The sequence below is a fragment of the Micromonospora sp. WMMA1923 genome (genome assembly GCF_049179195.1).
Taxonomy (GTDB): domain Bacteria; phylum Actinomycetota; class Actinomycetes; order Mycobacteriales; family Micromonosporaceae; genus Micromonospora; species Micromonospora yangpuensis.
This window is the reverse complement of sequence record NZ_JBMHLZ010000001.1, coordinates 4,571,947-4,591,500: the sequence shown is the minus strand read 5'-3', so window position 1 is coordinate 4,591,500 and position 19,554 is coordinate 4,571,947. Positions and strand designations below refer to the sequence as shown.

The window sequence follows — 19,554 nt, the reverse complement described above, 5'->3', positions numbered from 1 at the left end:
ATGCGGCACCGGACGACGGTAACCACCGTTGAGGCTTGCGTAGACCGGTGGTTCGTTGCGTGTGGGCAGGCCGCAGCCGCGATTCGTTGCGGGCGGGTCGGCCGCGACGGGCGGAACCAGGGCGGGCCGGAGCCGGACATGCCTCGGGGGGCGGCGTATCGCCGCCCCCCGAGAGAGGTTTTGCCCTGCGGGTGAACCACCTGCTGGCCGGGCCGACCTCCGGTGTACCACCGGCGAGATCACATGTGCCCGTCAGAAGCGGTCGACAAACTGTGAGTCAAGCCACTCCCGGAAGCGCAGCACGGTGTCGCCGTCGGTGGTGGGCCACTCGAATTGGCCGGTCATCGCCAGCACCCCGATCACCACCGCCGCGAGCCCGACCAGCATGCCGATCAGCGCGTCGGTCTTGCCGGCGACGTGCCGGCGGCGGGTGGCGATCAGGCCGAGCACGGCGACGACCGCGCCCAACGCGCCCAGCCCGATGCCGTAGCCGGCGAGGGTGCCGGTCAACACGAACAGCGCGCCGGCCACGCTCACCACCAGGCCCACGGTGGCGAGCAGGCTGGCCCTCGGTTTCGGGCCGGCGACCACCGGTGGTTGGCCGTCGGTCGGGGTCACGGCGTCGACCGGGGTCCGCGCCGGGTCGTCGGTGGACCGATCCGACCCCGGGGTACGACTGTCCACCCCGGCCGGCGGCGGCGGGGGCAGGGGCTTGCGGCGCTGGTTGTCCTCGGTCGGCCGGGCGGTGGCGGCGCGGGCCACCGCGCCGCGTTCGGCGGCGCGCCGTTCGGCGTCCGAGACGCGTTCGTCGGGGTGGGCCTCGGTCGCCACCGCGCCGTCGCGGGGGCTGTCCTGCTCCTCTGGTGTCGGCTCCTTACGGCGCGACAGCGAAGGAATTCTCATCGCTACTCCTCCTGGTGAACGCCGCGCGGACGGGACGAACCCGGCTGGCGGACCAGCCACGCGGTCACCCCCCGGAGTTACCCACCCACCAGGAGCCCGACACCCGTTGCCGCCTCAGCGGGCGTCGAGGACGGCCCGGAGGAACTCCTTGCTGCGCTCGTGCCGGGGATCGGTGAAGATCTGTTCCGGCGGCCCCTGCTCGATCACCTGGCCCTGGTCGAACATCATCACCCGGTTCGAGACGTCCCGCGCGAAGTTCATCTCGTGGGTGACGATCAGCATGGTGATGTCGGTGGTGTCGGCGATCTCCCGCAGCACGTCGAGCACCCCGACCACGAGTTCCGGGTCGAGAGCCGAGGTGACCTCGTCCAGCAGCAGCACCTTGGGTTCCATGGCCAGCGCCCGGGCGATGGCGACCCGTTGCTGCTGCCCGCCGGAGAGTTGGGTGGGCCGGGCGTCCGCCTTCTCGCTCAACCCCACCCGTTCCAGCAGGCTCCGGGCGCGCTGCTCGGCCTCGTCCCGCGAGACGCCCAGCACCCGTACCGGCGGTTCGGTGACGTTGCGCAGCACGCTCATGTTCGGGAAGAGGTTGAACTGCTGGAACACCATGCCGATGGAGCGGCGCGCCTGCCGCAGGTGCTTCTCGTTGGCCGGCCGGTAGCCGGTGCCGGCGCGGACGTGCCAGAGCGGATCGCCGTCGACCCAGATCAGCCCGTCGTCGGGACGCTCCAGCGTCATCAACAGTCGCAGGATGGTGGTCTTGCCCGAGCCGCTCGGCCCGATCAGGGTGACCCGCTCGCCGGGGGCGACCTCGAAGTCGAGTTCGCGGAGCACCACGTGGTCGTCGTACTTCTTGACCACCTTGTCGAACCGGACCATCGGCCCCGTCGACGGCAGCGGATCGGTTTTCTCGGTGACAGGTTCAGCGACCAAGGCGGATCTCCAATCGGCGCAGCGCGATGGCGGTCGGGTAACTCGCGGCCAGGAAGATCAGGCCGACGAGGGTGATCGGCTCGACGTACCGGAAGCTGTAGCCGCCGATCGACCGGGCCTGTTGGAGCATCTCCGGCACGGTGATCAGCGCCAGGAACGGCGTCTCCTTGAACATCGAGATCACGTTGTTGCCCAGCGCCGGCAACACCCGACGGATCGCCTGGGGCAGCACCACGTGCTGCCAGACGAAGCGTCGGGGCAGCGAGAGCGCGGTGCTGGCCTCCCACTGTCCCCTGGGGACACCGTCGATCCCGGCGCGGTAGATCTCGGCGTAGTAGCAGGCGTAGTGCACCCCGAGACCGATGACGCCGGTGGTCAGTGCGGGCAATGTGACGCCGGCCAGCGGCAGCACGTAGAACAGGAAGAAGAGCTGCACCAGCAGTGGCGTGCTGCGGACGAACTCGATGAACGCACCCACCAACGGTGCGAGCACCGGCACCCGCAGCCGCCGCACGACCGCGAACACCAGTCCCAGCATGGCGCCGAGCAGGGTACCCAGCACGGTCGCCACCAGGGTGAACCGGACGAAGGCCGAGAGCAGGTCCGGCAGGATGTCGAGGGCGTAGTCCCAGTCCCAGGTCATCCGGTCACCCCCCGGGTCGGTCGGGCCGGTGACCACCAGCGGCGTCGGGCCGGTTCGTGCTGACCGACCGCGGCCTTCGCCCGCCGCTCCAGCGCCCGGGTGCCCAACGTCAACAGGTAGGCCAGCGCCAGATAGACCAGGAGCGCCAACCCGAAGATGTACGCCTCATGCCCCTCGGCCGCCCGGAAGTCCTGGGTGACCGCGGTCACGTCGATCAGGGTGACCGTGTAGACCAGCGGCGTCGACTTGAGCAGCTGGATCAGCAGGTTGTTGAACGGCGGGATCATCCCCACCACCGCCTGCGGCAGGATCACCAGCCGCATGCGTTGGTAGGCGGTCATGTTGCAGGCCACGGTCGCCTCCCACTGCGCCCTCGGTACGGCGTTGATCGCACCGCGTACCACCTCGGCCCCGTACGCGCCGAAGTTGAGCGCGAAGGCGGTGACCCCGACGGCGAGCGGCTCCAACGTCCAGCCGAAGGCCGGCAGCACGAAGAAGAGCCACCACAGCTGCACCAGCAGCGAGGTGCCCCGGAAGAACTCGATGAAGGTCCGGGCCACGAACCGGGGCAACCGCCCCTTGGCCTGCGCCAGCAGCCCGAAGACGAACGAGATGACCAGCGCTCCGGCGGCACCGAGCACGGTGACCAGCACGGTGATCCAGACACCGCCGAGCAGATCGTCGACCCAGGGGGTGAAATCGGTGACGAAGTCCACGGCTACGGGTCAGCCCTGGCAGAGCTGCTCGGTGGTCAGGTCCGCCGGTGGGATGGTCTCCGGGCCGAACCCGAACGGCTGGATCAGCTCCAGCAGCCGGCCGGATTCGCGCAGCTTGGCCAGTTCGCCGTTGAACGCGTCGCGCAGGTCGGTGCTGTCCTTGCGGAAGACCGCCGCGCCGGCACCGATCTGCTCCTTGCCGTCGATGACCGGGGTGAACGGCTCGGTCAACGTCAGCTTGGCGTCCTGTTCCTGGTCGAGCATGTTCCGCAGCGAGATGCTGGTCAGTGCGAAGGCCTTGATCCGGCCGGCCTTGAGCGCCGAGAGCGCGTCCCGTTGGCTGGCGATCTCGACCAGCTCGGTCACCCCGAGTTCCCGGGCGTGGATGCCCTCCACCGCGCCGGGCAGCACACCCAGCGTGAGACCCGCGTCGGCCACCGACTTGTAGTCGGTGAGCTGCTCCGGGTTGCCCTCGGGCACCAGGAACGCCTGTGGCGCGACGTAGACCGGCGCGGAGAACTGGGCCTGCGCGCACCGGTCCGGCAGGATGAACATGCCGGCCGCCACCGCGTCGAACCGCTTGGCGTTCAGGCCCGGGATCAACTGCCCGAATCCGACCTGGACCCCGCGCAGCTCGTCGATGCCGAGCGCCTTCCAGATCTCACCGTGTACGGCGGGGGCCTGCCCGGTGAGGTCACCGCCGTCCTTGAACGCGTACGGCGCCTCGCCGGCGAAGCCGACGGTCAGGTAACCGCGCTCCCGGGCCTGCTCCAGCAGGTTCCCGTCGCCACCGGCGTCGCCGCCGGCGGTGTCGGTCCGCGAGCAGCCCACCAGAGCGGCCGAGGCGGTGGCCGCGCCGGCCACGGCCGCGAGCCTGAACAGATCACGCCGCGATGTTCCTCGATTCAGTGCCACAGCTTCTCCCTTTCCACGATGGCTTACGGGGGGTGCGTGGATGCCCGACCATAGCCACAAGCACCGCAAAAGATGAAAAATGCTTATGTATCGTGATCGGACCTTAATCACGGACCGCAGTCGCCGCCGGCTCCGCGCAGCCCGAGGCACCCGGCGAAAACCCCGCTTGAGCAGCGCAGAAGGCCGGACGCGCGCTGTCCGGCGGGCCTGCGACCATGCCAAACGCAGGCTCGGTGATCACGCACCGCATTCAACCGGCGGTCGGCAGCGCCGTGCCGTTCCCGACGCGGACAGGCGTCAGCGCGACGCGGGTCGTTCCGCGCCGGTCGGCCGTCACCCGGCAGGAACCCCGCCCGGCGACCCTGGTCGTGCACCCTGATCATGGCGGCGGGGCAGCCCGCCACCTGGCGACCGACCATACCGACCCGACCGCGGGCGACAACCCCCACCCCCGGGTGGAGCTGGGAAAACGCTGAGAATCCTCGCATTGCTCCCATCGGGCGCGGGACCTCTTCCGGCGTCCGACACCCCGACAGGTCAGGTCACCGGGCAGCGCCGGCCGAAGGCGTCGGCGTGGCTCGGCTACGCTCGGCAGCCGTGCCAGAAGGACACAGCATCCACCGCCTGGCGGCCCGGCACGCCGAGCTGTTCGCCGGGGACAAGGTGCACGCCGCCAGCCCGCAGGGCCGGTTCGCCGAGGGCGCGGCCCGGCTCTCCGGCACCGTCCTGGAGTCCACCGAGGCGTACGGCAAGCACCTGCTGCACCACTACGCCGGTGAGCTCACCCTGCACGTACACCTGGGGTTGTACGGGAAGGTGACCGACGGCGACGGTGCGCCGCCGGAGCCGGTGGGGCAGATCCGGTTGCGGCTGGCCAGCGACCGGCACTGGCTTGACCTGCGTGGCCCGACCGCCTGTGAACTGCTCGACCCGCCGGAGGTACGGGCCCTGCGGGAGCGGCTCGGCCCGGATCCGCTGCGCGCCGACGCCGACCCGGCGCGGGCGTACGCCCGGATCGTGCGCAGCTCGACGGCGCTGGCCGCGCTCCTGCTCGACCAGTCGGTGGTGGCCGGCACCGGGCTGATCTTCGTCACCGAGGCGTTGTTCCGGGCCGGTCTGCCGCCGACGCTGCCCGGCCGGCAGCTGACCGCCGCCGCCTGGCGGGACCTCTGGGTCGACCTGGTCGAGCTGATGACCCTCGCCGTCGCGCACGGCCGGATCGACACCGTCCGCCCGGCGCACCTGCCCGAGGCGACCGGCCGGGCCCCCCGCGTCGACCGGCACGGCGGTGAGGTCTACGTCTACCGCCGCCCCGGTCAGCCCTGCCACGTCTGCGGCACCGAGGTGCGCCGCGGCACCCTCGCCGGCCGCAACCTGTACTGGTGCCCCACCTGCCAACGCTGACCCGGCAGCTCACCGGCCCAGCTGCGGAGGTCGCCGGTGGCCGCTGGCCTACCTGCGGGTCGGCCGACGGCCGTTGGCCCAGCTTCGGTGGCCGGTGCCCGATGCTCGGTGGCCCAGTTGGGGTGTCCGGTGCTCGTGCTCGCGTCCGTTGCTCGTGCCGGTGCCGGTGCCGGTGCCGGTGCCGGTGCTCGGTGCCCGTGCTCGATGGCCCAGTTGCGGTGGTCGGTGGTCGGCGGTCTAGCTGGGGGTCGGATCCGCCGACCAGCCCGCAGCCGTCAGGGCGGCCCGAAGTTGGGCCGCCACCTCCGCCGGGCGTCGCCGGACGTCGAACGCGGTGAACCGCAGGATCCGGTCACCCTCGATCCAGACCTTGTTCTGTCGGCGCAGGTCGGCCGCCCAGTTGCGGACATCCATGTGATGGGCGCCGTCGACCTCGACATGCAGCCGCCATCGCCGCCAGTAGGCGTCCAGGAACCGGGTCCGGCCGTCGGCGTCGGGCCGTCGTTCCTGGCCCTCCGGAACCGGAAGTCCGTACCGCCGGCAGAGCCGTACCAGGTCGATCTCGGAGAGAGCCTCGGCGCCGCCGGCGATGTCCCGTATGGTCTGCCGCAGCAGTGGTCGGCGGCGGGCCCGGGGCAGCCGGTCCAGGACCGATTGCAGCGCCGCCGAGGTCACCCGCCGCTGCTGGCAGCCGGCAGCGAGGATCTCCTGCGCCTGATCATCGGTACGCGCCCACTGCGCCGCGTCCACCAACGAGCGGGCCATGCTGGTGCGGTGCGGGCGGCCGCGCTGCCGGTCCTGCGGTGGCAGCACGCGGGTACGACGTATCCGCACCGCCGGAAGCCCGAGCGGTAGCCGGCGGAGCAGATCGGCGGGGTGCGCGGGGTGCGGAATCAACACGTCGACGGTGTCGTACCGCCACGTGCCTCGCAGGCCGCCAGCCTGTGCCGCAGCCAGACCGGAGAGCAGGGCCTGGTCGCCGGCGCCCAGCACCGCGACCCACCACTGTTGGTCCCGGCTGTAAACGGCGTTCGCCGAGCCGGCCCGCAGGACGCCCCGACAGACCCGGTGCCAGCGCCCGCTGGTCACCAGGTGCCGCACCTTCGCTGGACTCAGCTCGGCCGTGGCCTGTCCCCAGGTGATGATCCCCGCCTGCTCGAAGAGCAACCACTCCACCCGCAAAGCGCCATCACCAGCCACCCCCACCCCCACCCATCCCAACCCCCACCCAACCCAACCCACCCAACCTCACCCACCAACCCCACCCCACCCGCCCACCCCCCGCAGTCACCTCCCCGACATCCGGCGCTTTGGGGAGATCTGTGGTCGCCATAGCGACCACAGATCTCCCCAAACCCGGGCTGCGGGGTCGCGGGGCGGCCGGGCCGCCGGGCCGCCGGGCCGCCAGGTCGTGGGGCTGCCGGGTCGCGGGGCTGCGGGGTCGCGGGGTCGCGGGGCTGCGGGGCCGCCGGGCCGCCGGGCCGCCAGGTCGCGGGGCTGCCGGGCCGCGGGGTCGCGGGGCTGCGGGGTCGCGGGGTCGCGGGGTCGCGGGGCTGCGGGGTCGCGGGGTCGCGGGGCGGCCGGGCCGCCAGGTCGCGGGGCTGCCGGGTCGCGGGGTCGCGGGGCCGCGGGGCCGCGGGCGGCCGGGCCGCCGGGTCGCGGGGCTGCCGGGTCGCGGAGTCGCGGGGCGGCGGGGCGGCCGGGCAGGGGAGTAGCCGGGTGGCGGTTAGCGGGCTAGGGCGTCTACGGCTTTGCGGGCGGCGATGAGGACCGGGTCCCAGACCGGGGCGTACGGAGGGGCGTAGCCGAGGTCGAGACCGGTCATGTCGTCGACGGTCATCTCGTTCCAGAGCGCCACCGCCAGGGCGTCGATCCGCTTGGCCGCCTCGGACCAACCGACGATCTGAGCGCCGAGCAGCCGACCACTGGGGCGTTCGGCGATCAGCTTGACCGTCATCGGCCGGGCACCGGGGTAGTAGCCGGCGCGGTTGGTGGACTCCACGTGCACCGAGACGAACTCGAACCCGGCCGCGTGGGCGTCCTGCTCCCGCAGGCCGGTACGCCCCACCTCCAGCTCGCAGACCTTCGTCACGGCGGTGCCGATCACCCCGGGGAAGGCGGCGTACCCGCCACCGATGTTGATCCCGGCGACCCGGCCCTGCTTGTTGGCGTGGGTGCCGAGCGGAATGTGCACCGGCAGGCCGCTGACCCGGTGCAGGCTCTCCACACAGTCGCCGGCCGCCCAGACGTCGGGCACCCCGAGCACCCGCATCCGGCGGTCCACCCGGACCCCACCGCTGGAGCCCAGTGGCAGGCCGGCCGCCTCGGCGAGGGCGGTGTTGGGGCGTACCCCCAGGCCCAGGACCACGACGTCGGCCGGCACCGGCCCGTCGTCGGTGACCACGGCGGTGACCCGGCCGTCCCGTTCCCGGAGCCCGGTCACCTCGACGCCGGTGCGGATCTCGATGCCCAGGGCCCGCATCGCGTCGGCGACCCGGACGGCCATGTCCGGGTCCACCGTGGTCATCGGCTGTTCGGCCTGCTCGACCAGGGTCACCGTGAGACCACGTTGGATCAGCGCCTCGGCCATCTCGACACCGATGTAGCCGCCGCCGACCACCACCGCCCGGCGGGGTGCGGGCTCGGATTCCAGCCAGGCCCGCAGCGCCGCGCCGTCGTCCAGGGTCTGCACCCCGAAGATGCCGGCCACCTGGCTGTCCGCCCATGCCGGCAGGCGCGGGGTCGCGCCGACGGCGTACATCAGGGTGTCGTAACGCTCGCGAATCTCGCGGTCACCGTCGAGGTCCCGGGCGACGACCTCGCGGCGGTCGAGGTCGATCCGGGTGACCTCGTGCCGCAACCGCACGTCGATCTGGTACGACTCGCGGAAGGTGGCCGGGTGGCGGGCGATCAGCTCGTCCCGGTCGTCGACCACCCCGCCGATCCAGTACGGGATGCCGCAGGCCGAGTAGGAGGTGAAATGTCCCCGCTCGAAGGCGACGATCTCCAGATCGTCGCGGTCGCGCAGGCGCCGGGCCTGGGACGCCGCCGTCATTCCGGCGGCGTCCCCGCCGACCACGACCAACCGTTGGGCCACCTGATCAGTCTGTCACGCGCTGGCGCGCCGCATCAGTCTGTCACGTGCTCACGCGCCGCATCAGTCTGTCACGTGCTGGCGCGCCGTCGGGTCCACTGCGGTACCGCGGGTCTGCTGGGCGACGTCGGCCACCACGTCGGTGAGCCGACCGGTCCGGGCGAAGACGGCCCGCTGCCGGGCGGCCCCGGTGCCGTGCCGCCGCAGCCCGTCGATCAGACCGGTGACCTGGTCGAGGTCGCCGTGCTGGGCCAGCGCTGGGCGGAGCCGGTCGACCAGGGCGTCGAACAGCTCCCAGGCCGGGCGCACCGCCCCGGTGGCCAGGTCGACGCCGGAACCCTCCAGCCCGTCGTGGGCGGCCCGCCAGTGCGCCGCCACCAGCAGGTGGTGGTCGGTGTTGACGGCCGGACGGCCGGCGGCGATGTCCGTCATCGCCGTCTGGACCAGGGCCCGGACCAGGCCGGCGATCAGCACCGCGTCGTCCACCGTCGGGCAGACGTCACCGATCCGGATCTCCACCGTCGGGTACTTCGCCGACAGCCGGGCGTACCAGTAGAGCATCCCCTCGTCGAGCATCACCCCGCTGTCGATGAGCTGGCGGATCAGTCGGCCGTAGTGCTCGTACGACTCCAGCCATGGGGTGGGCGCCACCGACGGCCAGCGTTCCCACTCGATCGAGCGCCAGCTGGCGTACCCGGTGTCCTCGCCCTGACTGAACGGGGAGTTCGCGGTGACCGCGTGCAGGATCGGCAGCCAGGGCCGGACGTGGTTGAGCACCTGCACGCCGGTGTCCGGGTCCGGCACGCCGACGTGCACGTGCATGCCGTTGTTGCCCGGACCGGGCACCAGCAGCCGGAACCGCTCGATCATCCGGTCGAAGCGCGGCTTGTCCACCACCGGCGGGATCGGCCCGTCGACCGGGCCGGTGCCGATGGCCAGCACCCGTACCCCGGCCCGCTCGGCGGCGTCGGCCAGCGCGGCCCGCAGCACGCCGAGGGAGTGCCGGATCGACGACAGCTCCAGTCCGGGTGGGCTGCCGATCTCGATCTGGCTGGTCTGGAACTCCCGCTCCACCTGCCCGCGCAGTTCGGCCGGCACCTGCTCCATCACCAGGTCCACGGCGGGCACGGCGGCACCGGTGTGCGGGTCGACCAGGAGGAACTCCTCCTCCACCCCCACGGTCAGCCGGTCGGACCCGCCGGTTTCCGTCGTACCCGCGGTCGCCTCCGCAAGCTGACCGGTCATCGCCGCCACCACCATCCCTCGTACCGTCGGTCGGCTGTCCGCTTCTCGCGCGCCGGATCGTGGTTACCCACGGTGGTCGGGCGGGGAAACGCGCATCGGCGGGTCCGAATCGGCGCTTCCCGATCCGTGCCGCCCGGCGCTGTCGGTGCCGGGGCGTGACGCGGGGTCCTACGATGCCGGCATGCTGGCGCGGTTGTGGGTCCTGACGTGGGTGTACCTGCTCACCCAGTCGACCGTGCTCGCTGACCGACCGGCCGAGCTGCTGGCCGGGGCGGCCGTCGTCGCTGCGGCGCTGCTGGCCGCCCTGCTCGCCGCGCACCCACGTGCCTGCACCGTCCGCCGGATCGCCCGGCACGGCACCGGCCTGCGGCAACGGGCCCGGCAACGCCGGATGCCCCGACAGGTCGACCCGGACGCCGCCGGCCGGCCGCGTCCCCGCGCACCCGGCGCGGCCCCATCGGCCGCGTAGTTCCCCTCGCCGCCGGGTGATTCCCGGCCGGCAGTCCTCCCGCGCGGCCGATTCCGTCTCGCCAGTCGTCCACCACGGACGTCTCTCCGGAATCTGACCGAGGGGTCACCCATGCTCGCCTTCGCACCTGTCGACACCGCGGTCGGCGCTGCCAGCGCCGCCGTCCACCTGCTCGCCGCCACACTCGAACCGCTGACCGGGGGCGCGGCCACCGCCGTGGCCATCGTGCTCTTCACCGTCCTGGTCCGGCTGCTCGTCTCGCCACTGACCGTCGCGCAGGTACGCGGTGAGCGGCGCCGCGCGGCGCTCGCCCCCCGGGTGCGCGACCTGCGCCAGCGGTACGCCGACGACCCGGCCCGCCAGCAGCGGGAGTTGCTCGGGCTGTACCGCGAGGCCGGGGCCTCCCCGGTCGCCGGGTGTCTGCCGGCGCTGTTGCAGGCGCCGTTCTTCTTCCTGATGTTCCAGCTCTTCACCACCGCCGACGCCGGGCGGGGCCTGCTGACCGAGGAGCTGGCCGGGGTGTCGCTCGGCCACCGTGTCGGCGACGGACTGGCCGGGGCTGCGGGACCGCTGTTCGGCGTACTGCTGGTGGTGTTGACCGCCCTGGCCTGGTGGTCGTCGCGGCGGATGCGCCGCGCGACGGCGGGCGGCAGTGCCGTGGCGACCGGCAGTGCTGTGGCGGGCGGCAGTGCCGTGGCGACCGGCAGTGCGGGCGGCGGCCTGCCGCCGGCGGGGGAGTCGGTGGCGGAGGTGGGCGGGGCGGTGGCCGTGGTGCTGGGCAGGCTGTTGCCGCTGCTGCCCTACCTGACCGTGGCCGCCGCTCTGGTCCTGCCGTTGGCCGGGGTGCTCTACCTGGTGACCACCACGGCCTGGACCGCACTGGAACAGCTGGTGTTCCGCCGCTCACCGGCGGTGCCGATCGCGTGATCGATGTTGACAAATGCCGACCGGGTACGTAGAAAACCTGAGAGAGCGCTCTCTCGCCCCCGTCCCGCAGAGAGGCACGCCCGTGACACCTGCCCCGGCGGCTCCCGCCGCACCCGCCCCGCGTCGTCGGCTACGACTGGCCGTCGCCCTGTCCGCCGCCGTCACCACCGTGCTGGCCGGCGCCGCCGTCAGCGTCAACGCCAACGCCGCGGTGCCGACCCCGCCCGCCGGCTGGAGCCTGGTCTGGAGCGACGACTTCACCGGCGCCAGCGGCACGCTGCCCTCTTCGGCCAACTGGATCATCGACACCGGCACCAGCTACCCGGGTGGCCCGCCCAACTGGGGCACCGGCGAGATCCAGACGTACACCAACAGCACCTCGAACCTCTCCCACGACGGCGCCGGCAACCTGCGGATCACCCCGCTGCGCGCGTCGAACGGCACCTGGACCTCGGCCCGCATCGAGTCGGTACGCAGCGACTTCAAGGCCCCGGCCGGTGGCATCATGGCCATCGAGGGCCGGATCCAGATGCCCAACGTCACCGGGGACGCCGCCCTCGGCTACTGGCCGGCGTTCTGGGCGCTCGGCTCGCCGTACCGGGGCAACTACCAGAACTGGCCGGGCATCGGCGAGTTCGACGTGATGGAGAACGTCAACGGGATCAACCGGGTCTGGGGCGTCCTGCACTGCGGGGTCGCGCCCGGTGGCCCGTGCGACGAGAACAACGGCCTGGGCAACTTCCGGACCTGCCCCGGCAGCAGCTGCCAGTCGGCGTTCCACACCTACCGCTTCGAGTGGGACGCCTCGACCAGCCCGCAGCAACTGCGCTGGTACGTCGACGGGCAGCTCTACCACACTGTCACCCAGAGCCAGGTCGGCGAGCCGTACTGGACCCAGATGACCAGTCACGCCGGGTACTTCCTGCTGCTCAACGTGGCGATGGGCGGCGGCTTCCCGAACGGCGTGGCCGGCTTCGGCACCCCGACCGCCGCGACCGTCCCCGGTCGGCCGATGCTTGTCGACTACGTGGCGGTGTACCGGCGTGGTGGCGGCACCACGCCCACCACCCCGCCCACCACGCCACCGACCACCCCGCCCTCGGGGGTGCGCGACGCGTACTCGACCATCCAGGCCGAGTCGTACAACGCGCAGAGCGGGGTGCTGGTCGAGGCCTGCTCCGAGGGGGGACAGAACATCGCCGCGGTGGGCAACGGCAACTGGGTACGCTTCGACAACGTCGACTTCGGCTCCACGCCGCCCACGGACTTCGTGGCCCGGGTCGCCTCCGGCGCCGCCGCCGGGGTCAGTGGCCTCGTCGAGGTGCGGGTGGGCAGTCCGACCAGCACCCCGATCGGCAGCTTCAGCGTGGCCAACACCGGTGGTTGGCAGAGCTGGCGGTCGGTGCCGGGCAACGTGTCCCGGGTGACCGGCCGGCAGACGGTCTATCTCACCTTCACCAGCGGCCAGCCCGCCGACTTCGTCAACGTCAACTGGTTCAGCTTCCGCCGCTGACCCGCTCGGCTCACTGACCCGCTCGACCCGACAGCCCCGGTGTGCCGCCGGGGCTGTCGGTGCGACGACGGCGGCGGCGGGCCTTCTTGACCGCCCAGCTGGCGATCATGACGACGAAGATGGCGATGATCCCGTAGTCGAACCAGCTGCTGTACCTGTCGATCTCCTGCCAGCGGGAACCGAGGACGTAGCCGAGCCCGACGAAGAGCGCGTTCCAGATGCCGCTGCCCAGCGTGGTCAGCAGGACGAACTCCGGCAACGGCATCCGGTTCGCCCCGGCCGGGATCGAGACCAGGCTGCGGACCACCGGCATCATCCGCCCGAAGAGCACCGCCCACCGGTCGTACCGCTCGAACCACCGGTCGGCGCGCTCCAGGTCGTCCAGGTCGACCAGGGGCAGCCGGTCCAGCCACCGCTTCAACCGGTCCTCGCCGAGCACCGCGCCCACCCAGTAGAGCACCAGCGCGCCGAGCAGCGAGCCGGCCGTAGCGGCCACGCCCACCACCACCACGTTGAACCGGCCCTCACCGGCCAGGTAGCCGGCCATCGCCAGGACGATCTCGCTGGGGATCGGCGGGATGATGCTCTCCAGCGCGACCAGCAGCGCCACGCCGATCGGACCGGCCGACTCGATCACCTGGGCCACCCAGCCGGTCAGACCGCCCAGCTGGCTCGGTTCGACGTTCTCGGCGAGAGCCATGACGGGCGTCCTTCCGCGGGCGGCCGGCAAGACGTGAAACGGCCGGGGATCATCCAGCCTTACCCCACCGCCGTCCGGCCACACCTGCCGGTGGGCCGGCCCACCCTGACCGGCTGGTCAGCTCTCGGGATGCAGCTCCCGGTCCGCCGGGCCCTGCCGCCAGGCGGTGAAGCGGACGGCGAGCCCATCACGGGTCGGCGAGCAGCAGAACGGCCCGGCCGACGCGGCGACCCCCTCGGCCAGCGGAGCCAGCCGGACCAGCTGCCACGGCTCGCCCTCGACCCGGGCCCGGACGGTAAGCGCGTCGCCAGCCCGGCTGACCCGGACGCTCACCAGCCGGCCGGCCCAGGTCGGCACCGCCGCGACCGACCAGTCCGACAGCTCCCGGGTGACCACCGCACCGACCTGCGGCTGGCCGTCACTGAACTCCACCCCGGCCTTGGTCCAGGTGCGTTCGTCGACCCGGACCAGGATGCCCGCCTGGTCGAACTGCTCGGTGAAGTCGAGCCGGAAGTCGACCTCCACGGCCCGGCCGACGGGCAACGGGGCCAGCAGTGCCGACCCGTCGTCGTGGACGAAGCCGTAGCTGGTGTGCCGCCAGAAGTCACTGCCCGCACCGGGCTGGACGGTCAGCCCGCCGTCCGGGGTCGGCTCGGCGCGTACCGGTCGGTTCAGCCAGACCCCCTCGGTCCAGTCGACCCGGCGGGGCGGCACGGCGGAATCCTGACTCATGTCGTGACGGTACCGGAGGTCAATTCGCGTTTGCCGACGGACGCGGTCGGAAAAGTGAATGCCGCATGGGTGACAGGTGGTACTCCGAGGCGGTCGTCTACTGCCTCGACATCGACACGTTCGTGGACTCCAACGGCGACGGGGTGGGCGACATCCCCGGCCTCATCAGCCGACTCGACTATCTGGCCAGGCTGGGCGTGACCTGCCTCTGGCTGCATCCGATCCACCCGTCGCCCAACAAGGACGACGGCTACGACGTGACCGACTTCTACAACGTCGACCCCCGCTTCGGCACCCTCGGCGACTTCGCCGAGCTACTGCACCAGGCCGGCAACCGGGGCATCAAGGTGATCATCGACCTGGTGGTCAACCACACCTCCGACGAGCACCCGTGGTTCGTCTCGGCCCGCTCCTCGCCCGACTCGCCGTACCGCGACTGGTACGTCTGGGCCGACCACGAGCCGACGGACCGCCGCCAGGGCATGGTCTTCCCCGGGGAGCAGAAGGAGACCTGGACCTACGACCGGACCGCGAAGGCCTGGTTCTACCACCGGTTCTACAAGTACCAACCGGACCTCAACTTCCAGAACCCCGAGGTACGCGCCGAGGTCAAGAAGATCATCTCGTTCTGGCTCCAGCTCGGCGTCGCCGGGTTCCGGATGGACGCGGTGCCGTTCATCATCGAGCTGACCGAGCCCGGCCACCCCGACTCGGCCAAGGACTTCGAGTTCCTCACCGAGCTGCGCGAGCACGTGCAGTGGCGGCGCGGTGACGCGGTGCTGCTCGCCGAGGCCAATGTGGAGCCCGACGAGCTGCCCCAGTTCTTCGGGGACAAGGGCGGCTCCGGCAACCGCGTACACATGCTCTTCGACTTCATGCTCAACGGCCGGTTGATGTTGGCGCTGGCCCGCGAGGACCCGGAGCCGGTGATCGAGGCGCTGCGGGACACCCCGGTCCTGCCCAACGGTGGGCAGTGGGCCACCTTCCTGCGCAACCACGACGAGATCGACCTGTCCCGGCTCACCGCCGACCAGCGTGAGCAGGTGTACGAGCAGTTCGGTCCGGACGAGAACATGCGCATCTACGACCGGGGCATCCGGCGGCGGTTCGCCCCCATGCTCGGCAACGACCGTCGGCGCATCGAGCTGGCGTACTCGTTGCAGTTCTCGCTGCGCGGCACCCCGGTGCTGCGCTACGGCGAGGAGATCGGCATGGGGGAGAACCTCGACCTGGACGGCCGGTACGCGATCCGTACCCCGATGCAGTGGTCGTACCAGCCGAATGCCGGCTTCTCCACGGCCGAGCCGGAGAAGCTGGTCCGGCCGGTCATCTCCGACGGTGAGTTCGGCTACCAGGCGGTCAACGTCACCGCCCAACGCAGGGACCGCGACTCGCTGCTTGCCTGGTTCGAGCGGATGATCCGGACCGTACGCGAGTGCCCCGAGATCGGCTCCGGCTCCACCACCCACATCGACATCCCGATGCCGCCGGGCGTGCTGGCGCACCGGGCCGATGGACGGCACGGGGCGATGGTCTTCCTGCACAACCTCGGCACCAGCGACGCGGTGGTGGACCTGGGCATGCTCGCCGAGGAGGCCGACCTGCCGATCGACGTGCTGGCCGACCAGCCCTACGACGACGTGGAGCAGCTGGACAAGCTGAAGATCGCCGGCCACGGGTACCGCTGGATCCGGCTCTACCGGGGCAACGGAAGCTGACCCTCGGCAGTTCCGGAGGCGCGGGTTAAGCTCCTCCGACAGTCCGTTACCGGGAGGTAGCCATGTCGGAGGAGCCCCGCGTCGCCATCGTCACCGGAGCCGCCCGCGGCATCGGTGCGGCCACCGCCCGCCGGCTCGCCGCCGACGGCCTGACCGTCGCGGTGGTCGACCTCGACGAGTCGGCGACGGAGCAGACCGTGGCGGGGATCGTCGCCGCCGGTGGCCGCGCCCTCGGGGTGGCCGCCGACGTCGCCGACCGGGCCCGGGTCGCCGCAGCCGTCGACCGGGTCGCCGCCGAGCTGGGCCCGCCGACCGTGCTTGTCAACAACGCCGGGGTGCTCCGCGACAACCTGCTGTTCAAGATGACCGACGCCGACTGGGACACCGTGCTCGGCGTACACCTGCGCGGCGCGTTCCTGTTCAGCCAGGCCGCCCAGCGGCACATGGTCGAGCAGCGGTGGGGCCGGATCGTCAACCTCTCCAGCACCTCCGCGCTTGGCAACCGGGGCCAGGCGAACTACGCGGCGGCAAAGGCCGGCCTGCAGGGCTTCACCAAGACCCTCGCCATCGAGCTGGGCCCGTTCGGCGTGACGGTGAACGCGGTGGCCCCCGGGTTCATCGTCACCGACATGACCGCCGCCACCGCCGCCCGGATGAAGGTCGACTTCGCCGAGTTGCAGAAGCACACCGAGTCGACCATCCCGGTCCGCCGGGTGGGCCGCCCCGACGACGTGGCCCACACCATCTCGTTCCTGGTCAGCGAGGGCGCGTCGTTCGTCTCCGGCCAGGTCGTCTACGTCGCCGGCGGCCCCCAGGACTGAGCGGCGTCCCGGCGGTGCTGCGTCCCGGCGGTGCTGCGGGCCGACTGTGCTGCGTCCCGGCGGTGCTGCGGGCCGGCGGCGGCTCAGCCGCGACCGGACGGATCCGTCCGGTCCGCGCCGCGGGTCCGCCACAGCCAGGCCAGGCCGAGCACCGGCAACACCAGCGGGATGTACCCGTAGCCGCTGCCGAACTCCGACCAGACCGTCTCGTCGGGGAAGAGCGCCGGGTCGGCCAGGCTCAGCGCGCCCACCCCCAACACCCCGGCCAGCTCCACCGAACAGCAGACCAGCGCGGTCCGCCGGCCACCGGTGCCGGCGCGGGCCAGCCCCACCGCGGCCACGATGTAGATCACCGCCGCCACCCCGGAGAGCAGGTACGCCACCGGGGCCTCGGCGAGTTTCGTCGCGATCTGCAACCCGGCGCGTGCGGTCGCCGCGATCGCGAAGAGCAGGTAGACCGCGATCAGCAACCGCCCTGGCCCCCGGTTGGTGCCCCTGGGCTCACCGGCTGGCTGCCCGGCTGGTGGGGTCGCTTGTTGGCCGGTTGGCTCGGCTGCTGGCTGCCCGGCTGGCTCCGCCGCTGGCGGCCCGGCCGGTGGGGTCGGCTCAGCCACCGGAGCCTCCGGCGGCCACGACCGCCCAGGTCTGCTGGAGCCGGACCACCACCACCGGCACGACCAGGCAGACCACGCAGACGATCGCCGAACCCCACCGGGTGGGCTCCATCCGGGCCAGCACCGCGGCCAGCGGGGGCAGGCAGACCAACGTCACCACGTACCCGGCGAACGCCCCCGGCTCGCCGGGCCGCTCCCCGCCGCCGAGCGCGACCAGCGCCACCACCACCAGTGCGACCAGCGCGAGCTCCAGCACGGCCAGGCCGACAAACTGCGCCCGGTCCGGTGCCCGGTGGCGCACCGCCGCCACCAGGGCCCACCCCGCGAGTACGAGCGACAGCACGATCGTCGCCGTCGCCAGGATCCCGTCCACCGGCGAACCCGTCGCGGCGGCACTGGTCATCGCCAGCCCCCCGGCCCATCCCTCGGTCACCGCCCCAGCCTACTAACCGCCGTAGTACTCACCATGTGGGTGGTGGCCAGCAAGGTCGCGCCGCCTGGCGGTAGACCGCCAGGCGCGGGCACGTCAGTCCTCGTCTGCCGGGGCGGGGCGGTGGTCGGCTATCCACGCCCGAACGGCCGCGCCGTCCCAGACGCGCCCCATCTTCAAGGTCACGACAGGGTCAGGAAAGCCCTTGCGGCCCACGATGATCGTGGCGCGCTGCTTGCTGATCCCGCCGAGGAGATCACGGATCTCATCCAACCCAAGCAGCTCCACAAACTGACGGTATGGCTTCACCCCCTTGCACAAAGAGGTTCAGGGTTAGGAAACGCCCTTGGGGGTTGCCTTGAGGCAACTCATTATGACCACAACGGCAGCCGTTGCCACCGGTGCCGTCCGGATGGCTGGTGCCCCCGCGTCGCGATATCGCGTGCTCGGATTCTGGCCTGGCTGCGGGTGAAGGACCTGCGGTGAACGCGCCACTGCCGGAGGCAGGCGATCTGGTCCTCGTAACCCGCGCTGCCAGCCCTCAGTTTACGAAGCCGATCGTGATCCGGGTGATTCGCGTGATCGAGGGCTGGACCAAGACCACCTACGACGGGTGGACCTGGTTGGAGGCCTACCAACTCGATGCCCGGGGCGACGCCGTTGTACGTCGAGCGATCTTCGTGCGAACGGCAGGGCTGACGACTCAGCGCCAACCCGTCCCGGCGCAACCAGGACGGCCCCGAGCCCCGGTGCCGGGGTGGTGAGCTGCGGTCGCGGTGGCCGGCGGCTAGCGTGGCTCACGGCTGCGGCGTCGGCGTGGCGGAGAACGACATCCGGGAGGTTCCGTGCTGCGGTTCGGATTGTTCGGCACCGGTCACTGGGCGACGAAGGCGCACGCCCCGGCGCTCGACGCCCACCCCCGGATCGAGTTGGCCGGAGTCTGGGGGCGTAACCCGGAGAAGGCCGCCGCGCTGGCCGCCCGGTACGGGGTGCCGGTCTTCACCGACGCCGACGCCCTGATCGAGGCGGTCGACGCGGTGTCGGTGGCGCTCCCGCCGGACGTACAGGCCGACCTCGCAGTCCGGGCCGCCACCGCCGGCCGGCACCTGCTGCTGGACAAGCCGACCGCGTTGACCGTGGCCGACGCCGACCGGGTGGTGGCCGCCGCCGAGCAGTCCGGGGTCGCCTCGGTGGTCTTCTTCACCAGCCGGTTCCTGCCGGACATCGCCGCGTTCCTCGCCTCGGCCTCGGCAGCCGGCGGTTGGCACACCGGTCATGCGTTGCGGTTCGCGTCGATCTTCCAGCCGGGCGGGCCGTACCAGGATTCCACCTGGCGGCGGGAGCACGGCGCGCTCTGGGACGTCGGACCGCACGCGCTCTCGATCATCCTGCCGGTGCTCGGCCGGGTGACCCGGGTGGCCGCGATGGACGGCCCGCGTGGCCTGGTGCACCTGCTGCTCACCCACGACGGGGGTGCCACCAGCACGGTCTCGCTCACCCTGGACGCCCCGCCGGGGGCCGATGCCCGGGAGTTCGTCTTCTACGGCGAGAACGGGGTGCAGCACGTACCGCCCGGTGACGGCAGCCCGATCACCGCCCTCGGTGCCGCCCTCGACCAGCTGCTGGCGGAGATCGACGCCGGCACCCGCGACCACCGCTGCGACGTCCGGTTCGGCCGCGAGGTCGTCGCGGTCCTCGCCGCAGCCGAGACCGCCCGCACCACCGCCACCACCACCCAGCTGTAAGGAAGGGCCCCTTCTTAACGCATTCGGTCGAG

At 72.1% G+C, this 19,554-nt stretch carries 21 protein-coding genes; 8 read left to right on the top strand and 13 right to left on the bottom strand.

All coding sequences use genetic code 11. The features are described from left to right. Positions 1-252 precede the first annotated feature (252 nt). The 5 genes from ACN28G_RS20740 to ehuB all read right to left on the bottom strand — a co-directional run bounded on the left by ACN28G_RS20740 (position 253) and on the right by ehuB (position 4,059). The gene (locus ACN28G_RS20740) at positions 253-903 is read right to left on the bottom strand and encodes a hypothetical protein (protein ID WP_139135749.1); all 651 of its coding nucleotides are present in this window, start codon (positions 901-903) and stop codon (positions 253-255) included. A gap of 114 nt (positions 904-1,017) precedes the next feature. Beyond that, positions 1,018-1,836: an ectoine/hydroxyectoine ABC transporter ATP-binding protein EhuA gene (gene ehuA, locus ACN28G_RS20735; protein ID WP_280519250.1), complete on the bottom strand. Its 819-nt coding sequence runs from the start codon at positions 1,834-1,836 to the stop codon at positions 1,018-1,020. Continuing rightward, positions 1,826-2,479, bottom strand: a complete 654-nt coding sequence (gene ehuD / locus ACN28G_RS20730; protein ID WP_091447242.1) for an ectoine/hydroxyectoine ABC transporter permease subunit EhuD — start codon at positions 2,477-2,479, stop codon at positions 1,826-1,828. The genes ehuA and ehuD overlap by 11 nt, the downstream gene beginning before the upstream one ends. After that, positions 2,476-3,195 carry an ectoine/hydroxyectoine ABC transporter permease subunit EhuC gene (ehuC, locus tag ACN28G_RS20725; protein ID WP_091443123.1) on the bottom strand — a complete coding sequence of 240 codons (720 nt, stop codon included), beginning with the start codon at positions 3,193-3,195 and terminating at the stop codon, positions 2,476-2,478. Before ehuC ends, ehuD begins: the two co-directional genes overlap by 4 nt. A 9-nt stretch (positions 3,196-3,204) precedes the next feature. Continuing rightward, a complete protein-coding gene (gene ehuB, locus ACN28G_RS20720; protein ID WP_421480158.1) occupies positions 3,205-4,059 on the bottom strand; it encodes an ectoine/hydroxyectoine ABC transporter substrate-binding protein EhuB in 855 nt (284 codons plus the stop codon). 648 nt (positions 4,060-4,707) lie between these two features. On the opposite strand from ehuB, the gene ACN28G_RS20715 reads away from it, so the two are divergent. Next, positions 4,708-5,514, top strand: a complete 807-nt coding sequence (locus ACN28G_RS20715; RefSeq protein ID WP_091443116.1) for an Fpg/Nei family DNA glycosylase — start codon at positions 4,708-4,710, stop codon at positions 5,512-5,514. 237 nt (positions 5,515-5,751) lie between these two features. Here ACN28G_RS20715 and ACN28G_RS20710 read toward each other — a convergent pair whose 3' ends face one another. From ACN28G_RS20710 to ACN28G_RS20700, 3 genes are all read right to left on the bottom strand, one after another. Then, positions 5,752-6,714, bottom strand: coding sequence for a hypothetical protein (locus tag ACN28G_RS20710; protein WP_091447238.1), 963 nt, complete (start codon positions 6,712-6,714; stop codon positions 5,752-5,754). 526 nt (positions 6,715-7,240) lie between these two features. Further along, positions 7,241-8,611: an FAD-dependent oxidoreductase gene (locus tag ACN28G_RS20705; RefSeq protein ID WP_421480157.1), complete on the bottom strand. Its 1,371-nt coding sequence runs from the start codon at positions 8,609-8,611 to the stop codon at positions 7,241-7,243. A gap of 60 nt (positions 8,612-8,671) precedes the next feature. After that, positions 8,672-9,853, bottom strand: a complete 1,182-nt coding sequence (locus ACN28G_RS20700) for a carboxylate-amine ligase (RefSeq protein WP_091447233.1) — start codon at positions 9,851-9,853, stop codon at positions 8,672-8,674. Positions 9,854-10,034: 181 nt separating this feature from the next. On the opposite strand from ACN28G_RS20700, the gene ACN28G_RS20695 reads away from it, so the two are divergent. The 3 genes from ACN28G_RS20695 to ACN28G_RS20685 all read left to right on the top strand — a co-directional run bounded on the left by ACN28G_RS20695 (position 10,035) and on the right by ACN28G_RS20685 (position 12,762). Next, positions 10,035-10,322 carry a DUF6412 domain-containing protein gene (locus tag ACN28G_RS20695; RefSeq protein ID WP_091443110.1) on the top strand — a complete coding sequence of 96 codons (288 nt, stop codon included), beginning with the start codon at positions 10,035-10,037 and terminating at the stop codon, positions 10,320-10,322. 111 nt (positions 10,323-10,433) lie between these two features. Then, the gene (locus ACN28G_RS20690) at positions 10,434-11,249 is read left to right on the top strand and encodes a YidC/Oxa1 family membrane protein insertase (protein WP_421480156.1); all 816 of its coding nucleotides are present in this window, start codon (positions 10,434-10,436) and stop codon (positions 11,247-11,249) included. A gap of 82 nt (positions 11,250-11,331) precedes the next feature. Further along, complete coding sequence (locus tag ACN28G_RS20685) at positions 11,332-12,762, top strand: carbohydrate-binding protein (RefSeq protein WP_091443103.1); 1,431 nt, start codon at positions 11,332-11,334, stop codon at positions 12,760-12,762. A 10-nt stretch (positions 12,763-12,772) separates the two neighbouring features. On the opposite strand, the gene ACN28G_RS20680 is transcribed toward ACN28G_RS20685, so the two are convergent. Next, a complete protein-coding gene (locus tag ACN28G_RS20680) occupies positions 12,773-13,462 on the bottom strand; it encodes a DedA family protein (RefSeq protein ID WP_421480155.1) in 690 nt (229 codons plus the stop codon). Positions 13,463-13,579: 117 nt separating this feature from the next. Then, positions 13,580-14,194, bottom strand: coding sequence for a DUF1349 domain-containing protein (locus tag ACN28G_RS20675; RefSeq protein ID WP_091443096.1), 615 nt, complete (start codon positions 14,192-14,194; stop codon positions 13,580-13,582). 65 nt (positions 14,195-14,259) lie between these two features. Here ACN28G_RS20675 and ACN28G_RS20670 point away from each other — a divergent pair, with 65 nt between their 5' ends. Together ACN28G_RS20670 and fabG are read left to right on the top strand one after the other, a co-directional pair. Further along, positions 14,260-15,912, top strand: a complete 1,653-nt coding sequence (locus ACN28G_RS20670) for an alpha-amylase family protein (RefSeq protein WP_091443093.1) — start codon at positions 14,260-14,262, stop codon at positions 15,910-15,912. 62 nt (positions 15,913-15,974) lie between these two features. After that, complete coding sequence (fabG, locus tag ACN28G_RS20665; protein WP_091443090.1) at positions 15,975-16,733, top strand: 3-oxoacyl-ACP reductase FabG; 759 nt, start codon at positions 15,975-15,977, stop codon at positions 16,731-16,733. Between the two features lie 83 nt (positions 16,734-16,816). Here the strand turns inward: fabG and ACN28G_RS20660 are convergent, their stop codons facing one another. The 3 genes from ACN28G_RS20660 to ACN28G_RS20650 all read right to left on the bottom strand — a co-directional run bounded on the left by ACN28G_RS20660 (position 16,817) and on the right by ACN28G_RS20650 (position 18,065). Further along, positions 16,817-17,203: a hypothetical protein gene (locus tag ACN28G_RS20660; RefSeq protein WP_091443088.1), complete on the bottom strand. Its 387-nt coding sequence runs from the start codon at positions 17,201-17,203 to the stop codon at positions 16,817-16,819. Between the two features lie 136 nt (positions 17,204-17,339). Beyond that, positions 17,340-17,756: a hypothetical protein gene (locus ACN28G_RS20655; RefSeq protein ID WP_091447230.1), complete on the bottom strand. Its 417-nt coding sequence runs from the start codon at positions 17,754-17,756 to the stop codon at positions 17,340-17,342. A gap of 117 nt (positions 17,757-17,873) precedes the next feature. Next, on the bottom strand, positions 17,874-18,065 hold the full coding sequence (locus ACN28G_RS20650) for a hypothetical protein (protein ID WP_091443085.1): 192 nt from the start codon (positions 18,063-18,065) through the stop codon (positions 17,874-17,876). A gap of 194 nt (positions 18,066-18,259) precedes the next feature. Between ACN28G_RS20650 and ACN28G_RS20645 the strand changes: the two genes are divergently transcribed. Both ACN28G_RS20645 and ACN28G_RS20640 read left to right on the top strand, forming a co-directional pair. Then, on the top strand, positions 18,260-18,541 hold the full coding sequence (locus ACN28G_RS20645) for a hypothetical protein (RefSeq protein ID WP_175440640.1): 282 nt from the start codon (positions 18,260-18,262) through the stop codon (positions 18,539-18,541). Between the two features lie 81 nt (positions 18,542-18,622). Further along, positions 18,623-19,522: a Gfo/Idh/MocA family protein gene (locus tag ACN28G_RS20640; protein ID WP_175440639.1), complete on the top strand. Its 900-nt coding sequence runs from the start codon at positions 18,623-18,625 to the stop codon at positions 19,520-19,522. The last annotated feature ends 32 nt before the right edge of the window (positions 19,523-19,554 follow it).

Bases quoted from the DNA above. Each gene is read 5' to 3' on its own strand.
- ACN28G_RS20690 (WP_421480156.1), top strand. From the start codon at position 10,434: ATGCTCGCCTTCGCACCTGTCGACACCGCGGTCGGCGCTGCCAGCGCC.
- fabG (WP_091443090.1), top strand. From the start codon at position 15,975: ATGTCGGAGGAGCCCCGCGTCGCCATCGTCACCGGAGCCGCCCGCGGC.
- ACN28G_RS20675 (WP_091443096.1), bottom strand. From the start codon at position 14,194: ATGAGTCAGGATTCCGCCGTGCCGCCCCGCCGGGTCGACTGGACCGAG.
- ACN28G_RS20670 (WP_091443093.1), top strand. From the start codon at position 14,260: ATGGGTGACAGGTGGTACTCCGAGGCGGTCGTCTACTGCCTCGACATC.
- ACN28G_RS20700 (WP_091447233.1), bottom strand. From the start codon at position 9,853: ATGACCGGTCAGCTTGCGGAGGCGACCGCGGGTACGACGGAAACCGGC.
- ACN28G_RS20740 (WP_139135749.1), bottom strand. From the start codon at position 903: ATGAGAATTCCTTCGCTGTCGCGCCGTAAGGAGCCGACACCAGAGGAG.
- ACN28G_RS20680 (WP_421480155.1), bottom strand. From the start codon at position 13,462: ATGGCTCTCGCCGAGAACGTCGAACCGAGCCAGCTGGGCGGTCTGACC.
- ACN28G_RS20695 (WP_091443110.1), top strand. From the start codon at position 10,035: ATGCTGGCGCGGTTGTGGGTCCTGACGTGGGTGTACCTGCTCACCCAG.
- ehuD (WP_091447242.1), bottom strand. From the start codon at position 2,479: ATGACCTGGGACTGGGACTACGCCCTCGACATCCTGCCGGACCTGCTC.